Source organism: Pantoea sp. PSNIH1, from assembly GCF_007680655.1.
Classification (GTDB): Bacteria; Pseudomonadota; Gammaproteobacteria; order Enterobacterales; family Enterobacteriaceae; genus Pantoea; species Pantoea eucrina.
In genome coordinates, this window is sequence record NZ_VEIP01000001.1 from 133,757 (window position 1) to 147,147 (window position 13,391).

Genomic DNA, 13,391 nt, shown 5'->3' on the forward strand with positions numbered 1-13,391 from the left:
CTTATTGGTTACCTTGCTGCAGCAGTTGATTGACATAGGCGTCAATTTCACTGGTGGTATTTTTAATGGTTAAATCGTCGCACATTTTAATGTGCTGTTCTAACGCTTCACAAAGCTGTTTACCCGGCAGCAAATTGAGCATGGCAAAAACGCCTTTCAGGCGATGCGCTGTCTGAGCAAGAGAAGGATAGTCGCTATCCGACGCTTCAGTATACAGTCTCCTGACATCAGGCGGTACTGTCTCGGTAAACAGCTGGAAATAGCCGCCGCTTAACAGCGGTGTGCCAGCCTCATTTTCTTCACTCTCCTCCATCAAATCACTGGCCAGCTGCTTTTCAATCAGGGCCAGCAGTGCGTCAAGCAGGGCGTTGCTGAGGTTATAATTCACGCGATACTGTCTGTCGTTCAGGGCGTGATGCCCCAGCTCATCGCCCGCCAGCAGTAATGCCCAGCCGCTGAGACGTTCAGGGTCGTCCGTGATCAGGACGTCATGCTCCTGACCCGAGAGCCGTTCATCTGAGGTCAGGCACTTAGCGCCCCAGTTCTCCAGATGACGACAGACGATTTTCTGTACATCCTCCACTGCTATATCGACCAGAGCGGTCACGCCCTCCAGTAATTTTTCTTCCTGCTCCTCCAGCAGCAGCTGCAGCGTCAGCGGCAGCTGGATGTTATAGCGCGTGCCGATATCGGGTTTAGCGATAATGTCTAACTGGCCGCCCATCTGCTTGCAGAGCTGTTTACAGAGGAAAAAGGCCATTCCGGAGGCCTGACCAAAACGATCCTGCGACGTCTCACCAAGATAGGGGAAATCGGCGTTGGTCAGTTCATCCGCCGTTAGCCCGGAACCGGTATCGACCAGCTGCAGCTGCAGCACATCAGGCTTGTTCGCTGGCGTTTTCACTTCCAGCGTGATTTTTCCCCATTGCGTGGTGGTGAGCGCATAATGCATCAGGGTGGTCAGCACCTTACGCAGCGCGCGGCGATCGCCGCTGCGCATTTCATCATTCGCCAGCTGGTTGTTTACCACCAGCGTCAGGCCCTTGCGTCGCAGCAGCGGCAGGCTCTCCAGCGCAATCTCATCCAGCAGATCCTGCAGATTAAACGGGCTGGTTTCCGGCGACCAGTCATGCGCTTCCAGCCGGTTCAGCAGCACGATATCATCGACCAGGCGGGCCAGCCGCTGGCTCTCATCCAGCAGATCCAGCACGCTCTCATCGTCACTGCGCTGGCTGAGCTGCACCAGCCGCGTCACCATATCCTGCAGCGGGCGGTTCAGCGCATGGCCAAGCTGCTGCATCAGCTGCTGGCGCATCTGGTGATTGCGGTCCAGTACCTGCTGTGCTTTCTGCAGCTTCTTGTTAACCAGCAGTTCGCGATCCTGATCGCGCATCATAAACAGCTGCGTGTGCGGCGACAGCACGCTGCGTGCGTGACGGATCTCATAGACTTCGTTATTGATAGTCGCCTGCAGCACGCCCTGATGCTGATCGGACATATTGATAATCTTCTGCAGGTTCAGGTGCGGCAGCAGGTGATCGGCAATCTTATTACTTAGCAGGGTGCGGTTAGTGGCGAAGTCATACACCAGCAGCCCGACCGGCAGGCTGGCGACGATCTCTTCGTTCAGCATACGCAGCGAATCGAGCTCTGCGCTCTGATTCTCATTCGGGCGCAGCGCCTGCTGACGCAGCAGGGTCACGCCGGCAATCGAAAGCAGGAAGAGCAACAGGTTGATAAGCAGCGGCCACATCAGGTTATGCAGCATATCAAGCGCAAGGCTAACCAGCGGTACGCGATAAACCAGCTGCAGCGGCGTGCTGGGCAGCGAGGCAGCGATCTCCAGATCCGGGTTAACCAGCGTAACGCTGGTTGTGCCGTCGCTGCCGTCATCAGTGCTGCTGCCCGGGGTCGCATCCTGACGCAGCTGGAAATTCTCCAGCGGCAGGTTCTGCGGCACCAGATCGTTAACCGGCAGATCGAAAGCTACCACCGTTGCCAGATGACCCGGCTGGTTAAAGGTGGTGCGCAGCGTAAAGTAGTGATCGTTCTGCCAGGTAAAATGACGCAGTGGAGAGAAGCTCTCGCGCTCATCCAGGGCGTTAGCCTGCTGCAGCATCTCAGCCCGGCGGCTGTCGACCAGCGTATTTAGCGCGCTCTCTTTGTAGCGCGTTGCCATATCTTTCAGCGGCAGGGTAGAGATCATGATCAGGCTATTATCCTGACCGTTCAGAAAATACATCGACCACGCCGGGTTTTCCGCACCCCATAAAGTATCGAGATAGCCGGACATACGCATAGTCATATCCAGCGTGCTGCCGTCGTGCGAACCGAAAATCAGCGCTTCCGTTTTGCGGCGCGTTTTTTCCAGATAGTAAACATCCGGGCGCAGCCGGGTCTCCTGCAGCGTGCTGTTTGGCGCAGAGCCGGCCGCACTGGTGGCAAGATTTTCGTAAATCTGCCAGGTGGCGAAGCGGTAAGCGTCGATGCGTTTTTGCATATCACGCGCCAGGTCAGCCATGGCATAACGCTTTTCGGCAATCCAGGCGCTGACGCTATTGTGCACCACGGCGCCCAGCGCCAGCAGCAGCACCAGGTTAAACACGACAACAAAACGCGTAACGTTACCGGAAGTCAGTGGAAATTTATAAAGCATAGTGAGTCTCAGGATCCTGCAATCAACGCGTAACCCGGCGTGCGCTGGCGGCGACAGCCAGCAGCATCAGAGCAATCAGCAGGAATGCACCGCTTAGTGTGAGCCACTGGGAAATAAAGCCGATTAACGCCGGGCCTGAGAGAATACCCGCATAGCCTAACGTTGTCATGGCCGATATCGCCAGGTTGACAGGCATGGCCTGCTGGTTACCGGCGGCATTAAACAGCATCGGCACTGTATTCGCCAGCCCGAATCCGACCAGCAGAAACGCCAGCAGTGCGGTTTGCGGCCAGGGGACCAGCACGGCCAGCGTCATACCTGCACTGGCTGCCAGCGCGCCGGTAAGCATGACGTGATAGCGGCCAAAGCGCTGAATGATTTTGTCGCCGGTCAGCCGGCCAATCGTCATGGCAACTGAAAACACCGCATAGCCCAGTCCGGCATAGGCTACGCTGAGGCCCGGACTCTGCAGCAGGAGCAGGGCGCTCCAGTCGAGCACGGCACCCTCGGCGAGGAAGAGAATAAAGCAGAGGCAGCCGAGAAAAGCGACCCAGCCACGCGGGATCACCAGCCAGGGTTCATCAGCCTGACGCAGCCGCTCGCTCATCAGGGTTGGCAGACTGCAGCAGAGCAGCACGGCGATCAGCACCATCATAATCGCGATGGCCTGCAGCGGCGTCAGCCCGGCACCCAGCAGCAGACTCACCGCACCGGCGCCGATAATGCCGCCGAGGCTGAAGAAGCCGTGAAAGCCAGACATCATCGGCTTGCCCGCCGCCTTTTCCACGTGCACCGCCTGCACGTTCATCGCCACATCCAGCATGCCGAGTCCGGCGCCGAATAGCATCAGCGTAAACGCCATCGTCCAGAGATGGTCCAGCGTGGCAAGCAGCGGCAACACCGCCAGAATCAGCAGCGCAGAGCAGGTCATAATCCGGCGGCAGCCAAAACGACCAATCAGCGCCCCCGTCACCGGCATAGCGGCCAGCGAACCGATGCCCAGGCACAGTAAAAGCCCGCCGAGGGAGGCTCCGCTCAGCTGCAGACGCTGGCTGGCGTAAGGCACAAGCGGCGCCCAGGCAGACATACTCAACCCGGCGATAAGGAAAACAGTACGCGTGCCGAAATTAACACGCTGATGCAGTTTGGCTGGCTGTGCGGCGTCCAGTGCAGTCATAGTCGTTATTTTGATCCGCTGTTAAAGCGTCGAAGTTTAGCATCAAAGCAGGCGGTGCAGCGGAATTAACGCGCAATTTGCGTTGCCTGCTGCTGCACAGGAATCGGACATCTTACCGATATTTGATCGGGCCTGAATTTTTTCCAGATATTTCCTGGTACTGCCTGACAGGCATTAAGTGACTTAACGCAAATTAAGTCAGGTAATTGATGACATATACTGATGCAATCAGCGAGAAGTCACTGGCTGACTATGGTTTTCGCTGGTTGCGCGGTTTACGGCCATTTTCCGGATTTTTGCCACCAGACAGCAGCCGGTAAAGCGCGCTAAGATAAAGCAGGCCACCGCTGAAGGGGCCGCTTATAGCAAGATCGCCACGCGCGCCAGCCCGGCCGGGAGCGCGCATTTAACGTCATACCTTTAACCTTGTTACCTGCGGGTAACCCGTTTTCATCAGGTGAAACGGGCCATGCTGTTATGGCCTGTATGGCGCACCGATCTGCCTGAAACATTAATACAGGTAATCACTGGTGCAATGCATACTCCGTAACGAGGTTACCTATGTTTTCAGGCCAATCCACTTCACCGTTCGCGTCGTTATTTACCTCTGGCACTGAACGTGTCAGCCCGATAATGGCCAGCCGGCAGCACAGCGATACCACGCCACCGGCCGCGCTACATCCCTATGAACCGCTGGCGCAGGATGGCGTGATCGCCGCCTGGGAGAGTAACCGCGCTATTCACCTGCGCGGACGCGCGGAGCAGGAGCCGGGCGCAACGGTCACGCTCAGCTTTAATGGCGAAAGCTGGCACAGCACGGTCAACCACTGGGGCTACTGGCATGCAACCATGCCGCCTTCGATATTACAGGGTCTTGCGGATGGCAACTACAGCCTGACGCTGACCATCAGCGATAAAGCGGGTAACAGCACCGCCACCGAAGTCGGGTTTGGCGTCTATGTGGATAAAACGCTCCGTCCGGAGATCAGCGTGGCGCCCGTGAGTGGTGATAACGCGATTAGCGTAGCGGAGGGCATTTACGGCGTGGAGGTGAGCGGACTGGTGACGCATATGCCGCTTAACAGCCATGTCACGCTGACGCTGGGAAACAGAAGCACCACTGCTCTCGTTGATGAGCACGGCGCATGGCAGGCAACGTTTACGCCGGAGGATCTGCACGCGCTGCCGGATGGCGTTTATCAGCTGCAGGTCAGCGCCCGCGATCCGAATGGCAAAACCAGCACGGTACAGCATGAGCTGACGCTGGTAACCCATCCGGAGAGCCTGCCGCATATCAGCTTTGACAGCGTTACCGCTGACAACGTCATTAACTTTGCTGAGAGCCAGCAGGATCTGATGCTGAGCGGTACGCTCTCGGCGCTGACTCCGGGCCAGAAGCTGGAGCTCTGCGTCGGGGATAACGTTTATCACGCCGCGATTGATGCACAGGGTCACTGGCAGGCGATCGTTCCTGCCGGCGAGGTCAGCAGCTTTATTTCGCTCGGTGAAGTCCGCGTTTACGCGCTCGACGCCGCCGGCAACAGCACCGACACCACGCTGGAGCTGAATGTCGTGACGACGTTGCCGGACATCTACTGTGAAATGAATATTGGCGGCGATACCTTCCTTAACGCACAGGAAGCGCAGCAGCCGCTGAGCTTTTATCTTGAGGGTGTCAACCAGCTTACGCTCAACGGTAAGGCCTATACGCCAGTCAATGGCATGGTAACGCTCAGCGTGGCCGACCTGCAGGCGCTGCCGGATGGACCGGTCAGCGCTATGGCCGAACGCTGGGACAGCTATGGTAATCACGACAGCCAGACGCTCAGCGATCTGTTCACCGTGGCGGTTCACCAGCTGCCATCGCTGACCCTGCAGCAGCCGTTTGGCGATGGCGTCATCGCGCCCGGCGACATGGATCACTGGCACCTTATTCAGGGTAGCTCTGACCATCTGACGCAGGGAAGCCTGGTCACCGTCACGCTGGGCGATCGGCACTACAGCGCCGCAGTGGATGAGAGCGGAGAGTGGTCGCTGACCATTCTGGCGGGTCAGCTGGCGACGCTGGAGTCGGGCAGCTATCAGATGAGCGTCAGCGCGCAGGATAAAGCGGGCAATCTGGCCAGCGCTGTCCGGACGGTAACGGTAGAGGACGCCGGCAGCACAGATTTCAGCGCGACCACTATCGATTCTCTGCTGGCGCACTACGGTGCCGGAGAGGCCATACCGGATGCCGCAGCGGCGGGGAGTGAGCCTTACCACCACTACGGCAGCAGCGATGCTGCCTGGACGCTGGCCGATCATCTGCAGCAGCAGCCGGTAGCGGCACTGATATAAATTATCTGCGCCACACGCAGGACATCACTCTTTTCTAAAAGGCGACCCAGGGATGCGTTCACCCTTGCATACGCGCGACGAAGCGATTGCCGCGCTAAACCGGGCTGCGGCCGCGCTGGGGATCGCCACCGATCGCCGTCGCCTGCAGCTTCAGTGGCTGGCCGCGGCGTCACCGCAGGCGCAGCTGACAGATCTGGCGCAGCATATGGGACTGACGCTGCAGTTTGTCAGCGCCCGCAGGCTGCGCTGGCGGCAGGCCGTAATGCCGCTGCTGCTGCGCCTTAACGACGGCACGCTGGCGCTTGCAGAAGCGGCAGATGATGAGGGGAGGGTGCATTACTGGCTGAGCGCAGGCGGTGACGGCCTGCGCTCAGCTCCGCTGAGTGACCTGCTGGCACAGGCGCAGCCGGAAGTAGGCGTGATTACGCTGGCGACCCGCGCACGGGATGCGCGCATGGATGAGTTTGTTCGTCCCTGGCAGCCACACTGGTTATGGCAGCATTTTCGGCCAATGAAGCGACGCCTGGTGGAAATCAGTCTCGCCTCGCTGGTCAGCAATATGCTGGCGCTGGCGGGGATCCTGTTCTCAATGCAGGTGTACGATCGGGTGATACCAGCCCGGTCACAACCCACGCTATGGGTGCTGTTTGGCGGAGTGATGCTGGCGGCGCTGATGGAATATCTGATCCGGCTGGCGCGTACCCGGGTTGCTGACGGCATGGGAAAGCGGATCGATCTGGCTCTCTCTGCGCAACTCTTTGCCCGCGCACTGCGCATCCGCAATGAGGCGCGGCCGCGCTCCACCGGGGCTTTTATTGCTCAGCTGCGTGAGGTTGAGCAGGTACGTGAATTACTGACCTCTACGACGGTAAGTGCCGCAGCGGATATCCCTTTTGTGGTGCTGTTTCTGGTGATTTTATCCGCGATTGGCGGCTGGCTGGTGCTGGTGCCGCTGCTGGCGATCCCGCTGATCGTGATCCCGGGGCTGCTGGTACAGATCCCGATGGCGCGGCTGGCTAAAGAGGGCCAGCGCGAAAGTGCTCTGCGGCAGGCGCTGCTGGTGGAGACGCTGGAAGGGGTAGAGGATATCAAGGCGCTGCAGGCTGAGGCCGGGTTTCAGCGGCAGTGGGAACAGACCCACGAAGTCAGCGCCACGCTCGCCAGCCAGCAGCGGCTGTGGGGCGCGCGTCTTACCGGCTGGGCGGGCAGCGTGCAGCAGCTGACCTACGCGGGGATGCTGGTCGCCGGGGTCTATCTGATCCTGAACAATCAGATCACTACCGGTACGCTGGTGGCCAGCAGCCTGCTCTCCGCGCGTACGCTCGCTCCCCTGATGCAGCTGACGCTGGTATTTTCGCGCTGGCAGCATGCGCGCAGCGCCATGACCGGACTTAATGAACTGCTTAAAAAGCCGGTTGATCAGCCGCAGAGCGGCGTGCCCGCTTATGCGGCGGTGCTCCGCGGACACTATGAGCTGCAGCAGGTGCGCTATCACTATGATGAAAGCAGCCTGCGTGCGGTTGCTATCGGGAGCCTGACAATCCGTCCCGGTGAGCGCATCGCGATTGTCGGCGGAGCGGGAGCCGGTAAATCGACCCTGCTGAAAATCCTGGCCGGGCAGGCGCTGCCCGAAAGCGGGCGCATCATAATCGATGGCGTCAGCATGCAGCAGCTCGATCCGGCAGATTTGCGGCGGCAGCTCGGCTGGCTGTCGCAGGATTCGCGCCTGTTTTTCGGTACGCTGCGGCAGAACCTGCTGCTGGGCAATCCGCACGCCACTGAACAGGAGATGCTGCAGGCGCTGCGCATAAGCGGCGCGTTATCGCTGCTGCAGCAGGATGCTGCCGCGCTTGACCGCCTCATTCATGAAGGAGGGCGCGGGCTGTCTGGCGGCCAGCGACAGATGATTCTGCTCAGCAGAATGGTGCTGCGTCAGCCACAGATCGTGCTGCTGGATGAGCCGACGGCGGCGCTTGATGAACCGCTGGAGGCGCAGGTGATCCGTCAGCTGGCGCAGTGGCTGCCGGGGCGTACCCTGGTGCTGGTCACGCATCGTCCGGCGCTGCTGGGGCTGGTCGACCGCATCATTGTGATGAAGAACGGCGAGATTGTGGCTGATGGCCCGCGCGATGCCATTCTGCAGCGCAGCGCTTCACGGACGGAGGTAGCAGATGAACAGAGATAACGAGGCGGCGTCGTCGCGCATTATCTGGCTCTGCGCGCTCACGCTATTGCTGCTGCTGATCTGGGCGCACGTTGCCGTGCTGGATGAGGTGACAACAGGCAGCGGCAAGGTCACGCCCTCCAGCCGGGCGCAGATTATCGATAATCTGGATGGCGGGATCCTCAAACAGCTCAGCGTGCGCGAAGGCGATATTGTCCGTAAGGGGGAGCTGCTGGCCACGCTCGATCCCGCCCGCTACCAGTCCAGCTACGGGGAAGCGAGCGCCAGGGTGCGGACACTGCGGGCGACAGCAGAGCGGCTGGATGCTGAGCTCAGCGATCGTCCCCTGCAGTTCAGCGCGGATATTCGCCGTTACCCGCAGCTGGTCGCCCGTGAAACTCAGCTCTATGAGTCGCGCCGGCAAAACCTGACGACAACGCTGCAAAACCTTCAGCAGTCGCTAAAGCTCGTACAGGCGGAACTCAATCTGACTGAACCGCTGGTGGCGCGCGGTGCGGCAGGTAAAGTTGAAGCGCTGCGGCTGCGGCGCCAGGTCAGCGATCTGCAGGGAAAAATCGACGAGGTGCATAATGACTACACTGTGCGAACGCATGAGGAGCAGGTCAAAAACAGCGCAGAGCTGGATGCGCAGCTGCAGGTTGCGGCAGGCAGAGAAGATCAGCTGACGCGCACCGCGCTGCTGTCACCGGTGTATGGCATCGTCAAAGCTATCGCTATTACCACGCCGGGCGGTGTGGTAGAGCCGGGCGGTAAACTGATGGAGATTGTCCCGCTGGAGGATCGGCTGCTGATCGAGACACGCGTTGCGCCACGCGATATCGCCTGGATTCGGGCCGGGTTGCCCGCAACGGTCAAAATTACCGCGTACGATACCGCGATTTATGGCGATCTGCCGGGCATCGTCGAGAGCGTTTCTCCGGATACGCTGCAGGATAGCGACCTGCGCGAGCCACCCTATTTTCGGGTCTATGTGCGGACACAGACGGCAACGCTTACCAGCCGGCGCGGTCAGCGCTTTCCTGTGCTGCCGGGTATGCTGGCAGATGTGGAGATAAAAACCGGACAAAAATCGGTGCTGGATTATCTGCTCAAGCCGCTGAATAAAGCGGCCGAAGCGCTGCGCGAGCGCTGAATGCGTTATTATATTGGCGGGGAAATAGCGCAGATAAAAAAATGCCGGACAAATATGTCCGGCGGGAATCAGGGTAAAACACTCATTCGGGATGAATGAAGATAATAATAAAATAAATGATGATAGCGTGGATAATTGTAGAGGCTGGCAGCAACAAAGTTTTATCATTCAGTGCGGCATTAAATTAATGTAGCTATCTGAATACAAAGGAATTTAATCCGGTTTGTTTATTCGTGCTTTATTTTTTGTCAATATGTGCTGATTATTAGTTCCACGATATTTACATCTGGCAATAAATTTGTAATCAAATGAAACACTTTCGGAAATTTAGTATCATTTTCGTGATAGATTATTGCCCGCTATAAAACAACAATGAATTGCCGGCTGAATTTTTAACATTCAGTTTGCAGTGGCATAACTATAAAGGCACATAACCGAGGGTAAATAAATGAATCGTCGCGTTCTCTCCCTGATGATCCCGGCGCTGCTGGTGGCGGGTTCAGCAAGCGCAGCCGAAATCTATAATAAAGATGGCAACAAACTCGACCTCTACGGCAAAGTAGATGGTCTGCACTACTTCTCTGACAACGATGGCTCAGACGGTGACCAGTCTTACCTGCGCTTTGGTTTTAAAGGTGAAACTCAGGTGACCGATCAGCTGACGGGTTACGGTCAGTGGGAATACCAGGCCGCGCTGAACACGGCTGAAAGCGAAGGCACTAAAGACAGCTATACCCGTGTCGGCTTTGCCGGTCTGCGTTTTGGTGACGCTGGCTCTTTCGATTACGGTCGCAACTACGGCGTTGCGTATGATATTGGCGCATGGACTGACGTTCTGCCGGAGTTTGGTGGCGATACCTATGGCGCGGACAACTTTATGTTCCAGCGCGGTAACGGTATGGCAACCTACCGCAATAATAATTTCTTTGGTCTGGTGGATGGCTGGAACGTGGCCGTTCAGTACCAGGGCAAAAATGATAACCCGACTGAATCCACCTCTGGCCGTGATGTGCTGGGCGAAAACGGCGACGGCTGGGGTCTGAGCACCACCTATGATCTGGGTAATGGTCTGGCACTGGGCGGTGCTATGTTCCAGTCCGATCGCACCAATAACCAGAATGCCGCAGGCGTACTGGGCCAGGGCGATAAAGCGGAAGCCTATACCGGCGGCCTGAAATATGACGCAAACAATATCTATCTGGCTGCGATGTATACCCGCTCTTACAACGCGACGCGTTTTGGCTCAGTTGATTCTGACGCTTTCGGTTATGCGAACAAAGCGGACAACTGGGAAGTGGTTGCGCAGTATCAGTTTGACTTCGGTCTGCGTCCGTCGCTGGCTTACGTCAATTCACGCGGTAAAGATATTGAAGGTTATGGCAGCCAGAACCTGAAAAAATATATCGACGTGGGCGCGACCTATTACTTCAATAAAAACATGTCGACCTATGTGGATTACCAGATCAATCTGCTGGATGACAACAACTTTACCAACAATGCCGGTATCAACACCGATGACATTGTGGCGCTGGGCCTGGTTTACCAGTTCTGAGCCTCTGGCGCGCGGCCCGGCGGGCTGCGCGCCACCTTTCCTGCCCGCTTCTTATCTGCAGCACCCGCCTCAGGCAGGCACAGCATCTGAACTACTGCACACTGCGCCAGCGCCGGGCTTTTGCCGCCGGACGCGGTTCAGCCTGCACTGCCGCAGCCGGCTGGCTGCCCTCCAGCGCAATACCTGCCAGGGTGAAAGCAGAAAAGCTCAGCCACCGCTGCCACTTTTCACTCTGCGTTTTTGACATCGCCATGCTGCACCTCGCTGAGAATAAACCTGCTCTCAACAATGCAGCATTTATGCCATGCTGCCGCTCTCAGCGTCACACGCTTCGGGCGGGGTTTGTTACACTGCGTCAGCCCTGAAGCAGTGCAGAGTGGGTAATAATGGTGCAGTACTTAACGTCGACGTGCGCTATAGCTCTCCAGTGAACGCTGACGCGCGTGCTGCCAGCTGCGATAACTGCCGTACAGGAACAGCGCGGCGGAGAGGGCGGCGATTAATACATACATCATCTGTGCTCCTTAAAGGTGGTATGCCTGGTGGTAAAGCCTGCAGCATGACCGGCGTTAATTCAATGAGATTTAGCGTAAATTACCCGCAGTTTATGCTTTGTAATACGCTGTATTTCCGTGTAACAGATGAGGAACCGATGCATTTCCGGAATATTTTGTTGACTGCTCTGATCGTGACCGGGCTGACGGCCTGCGACCGCGCACCGCAACGTGAACCCCTGGTCCTGCAGGGAAAAACCATGGGCACCGTATGGCGGGTTACGCTCGCCGGCGTTGATCCGCAGCGTAAAGAGGCGCTGCAGCAGGCGATTCAGCAGCAGCTCGATCGCGACGACGGTGAAATCTCTACCTGGAAAACCACCTCAGTGCTGTCGCGCTTCAACCAGTATCAGGGGACAGAGCCGCAGCCCGTTAGCGCGGATATGGCGGATATTGTGACTCTCTCACTGCGCATTGGTGCCAAAACCGCAGGTGCCATGGATATCACGGCAGGCAGACTGGTGAACTTATGGGGGTTCGGACCCGTCGGGCAGCCGGCGCATCAGCCCGATGTGGCAGCGATCGCGGCGGCCAGAGCTGAAACCGGCCTCTCGCATCTGCGGGTGATCCAGAGCGTAAGCGGGCAGTGGCTGCAGAAAGATCTGCCGGGGCTGTATGTGGATCTCTCAACCGTGGGCGAGGGCTACGCCACCGATCATCTGGCGCGGCTGATGGAGCAGCAGGGAATAACCAACTATCTGGTGTCGGTCGGCGGAGCCGTGCTCAGCCGCGGTCGTAATGCCAGCCAGCAGCCGTGGCGGGTGGCGGTTCAGAAACCCACCGATCGAGAAAACGCGGTCGAGGCGCGCGTTGACCTGCAGGGGCACGGCATCAGCACCTCCGGCAGCTATCGCAACTATTATGAACTGGACGGGAAACGCATTTCACACGTCATCGATCCCGCAACCGGACGGCCCGTTCAGCATAAACTGGTTTCTGCCACGGTGATCGCCACTACGGCGCTGGAAGCGGATGGCTGGGATACCGGCCTGATGGTGCTGGGCACCGCGCGCGCAAAAGCGCTGGCGCTGAAAGAGCATCTGGCCGTTTATCTAATCACCAAAGAGGGCGACGGCTTCAGCCACTGGATGTCGCCCGGCTTTAAAACATTTCTTATCGATAAATCGTAACCGGAGGCCGTGATGCTGGATCTGTTTAGCGATGAAGCGCCGTGGCAGGAGCCACTGGCAGAAGGCGCGGTCATTCTGCGCCGCCGCGCCCGCGATGATGCACCTGCGCTGCTGGCAGCGATTGAAACCGTTGCGGCGCAGCATCCTTTTACGCACCGCATCACGCCGGGAGGCTATCGTATGTCCGTGGCGATGACCAACTGCGGCGATGTTGGCTGGTTCAGCGACGCGCGCGGCTATCGCTACAGCGAACAGGATGTCAGCAATGGCCAGCGCTGGCCCGCAATGCCGCCGCTGTTTCGTCAGCTGGCGCAGCAGTGCGCGCAGGAAGCGGGGTTTAGTCACTTTACGCCAGACGCCTGCCTGATCAACCGCTATACGCCCGGGGCAAAAATGTCGCTGCATCAGGACAAAGATGAGCGCGATCTGCGTCAGCCGATCGTCTCCGTCTCGCTGGGGCTGCCGGCGATATTTCAGTTTGGCGGTTTTGCGCGCGGCGACGCCACCCGGCGCGTGCTGCTGGAGCATGGTGATATCGTGGTGTGGGGCGGACCGTCGCGGCTGCGCTATCACGGTATTCTACCGCTTAAACCAGGCGTGCATCCCGCGGCGGGGGCCGTCCGCTATAATCTCACTTTCCGCCGGGCAAACTAACGTAACAGGGAATG

9 protein-coding genes are annotated in these 13,391 nt (G+C 58.2%); 6 read left to right on the top strand and 3 right to left on the bottom strand.

The genetic code is table 11. The annotated features are described in order from the left end of the window. Nucleotide 1 precedes the first annotated feature (1 nt). A complete protein-coding gene (gene rcsD, locus FS690_RS00635) occupies nt 2–2,656 on the bottom strand; it encodes a phosphotransferase RcsD (RefSeq protein WP_094111128.1) in 2,655 nt (884 codons plus the stop codon). A 22-nt stretch (nt 2,657–2,678) separates the two neighbouring features. Further along, on the bottom strand, nt 2,679–3,833 hold the full coding sequence (locus FS690_RS00640; RefSeq protein ID WP_145338921.1) for an MFS transporter: 1,155 nt from the start codon (nt 3,831–3,833) through the stop codon (nt 2,679–2,681). A gap of 561 nt (nt 3,834–4,394) precedes the next feature. Here FS690_RS00640 and FS690_RS00645 point away from each other — a divergent pair. The 4 genes from FS690_RS00645 to ompC all read left to right on the top strand — a co-directional run bounded on the left by FS690_RS00645 (nt 4,395) and on the right by ompC (nt 11,039). Continuing rightward, entirely contained in the window at nt 4,395–6,170 is a 1,776-nt protein-coding gene (locus tag FS690_RS00645; RefSeq protein ID WP_145338922.1) for an Ig-like domain-containing protein, read from the top strand. A gap of 52 nt (nt 6,171–6,222) precedes the next feature. Further along, nucleotides 6,223–8,355, top strand: a complete 2,133-nt coding sequence (locus tag FS690_RS00650; RefSeq protein ID WP_145338923.1) for a type I secretion system permease/ATPase — start codon at nt 6,223–6,225, stop codon at nt 8,353–8,355. Next, the gene (locus FS690_RS00655; RefSeq protein WP_104085221.1) at nt 8,342–9,487 is read left to right on the top strand and encodes an HlyD family efflux transporter periplasmic adaptor subunit; all 1,146 of its coding nucleotides are present in this window, start codon (nt 8,342–8,344) and stop codon (nt 9,485–9,487) included. The genes FS690_RS00650 and FS690_RS00655 overlap by 14 nt, the downstream gene beginning before the upstream one ends. 448 nt (nt 9,488–9,935) lie before the next feature. After that, entirely contained in the window at nt 9,936–11,039 is a 1,104-nt protein-coding gene (gene ompC, locus FS690_RS00660) for a porin OmpC (RefSeq protein WP_145338924.1), read from the top strand. Between the two features lie 91 nt (nt 11,040–11,130). Here the strand turns inward: ompC and FS690_RS18285 are convergent, their stop codons facing one another. Further along, nucleotides 11,131–11,292, bottom strand: a complete 162-nt coding sequence (locus FS690_RS18285) for a hypothetical protein (RefSeq protein WP_166714014.1) — start codon at nt 11,290–11,292, stop codon at nt 11,131–11,133. Between the two features lie 399 nt (nt 11,293–11,691). Here FS690_RS18285 and apbE point away from each other — a divergent pair, with 399 nt between their 5' ends. Both apbE and alkB read left to right on the top strand, forming a co-directional pair. Next, a complete protein-coding gene (gene apbE, locus FS690_RS00665) occupies nt 11,692–12,723 on the top strand; it encodes an FAD:protein FMN transferase ApbE (RefSeq protein ID WP_104085362.1) in 1,032 nt (343 codons plus the stop codon). Nucleotides 12,724–12,735: 12 nt separating this feature from the next. Then, complete coding sequence (gene alkB, locus FS690_RS00670) at nt 12,736–13,377, top strand: DNA oxidative demethylase AlkB (RefSeq protein ID WP_039385509.1); 642 nt, start codon at nt 12,736–12,738, stop codon at nt 13,375–13,377. Nucleotides 13,378–13,391 lie beyond the last annotated feature (14 nt).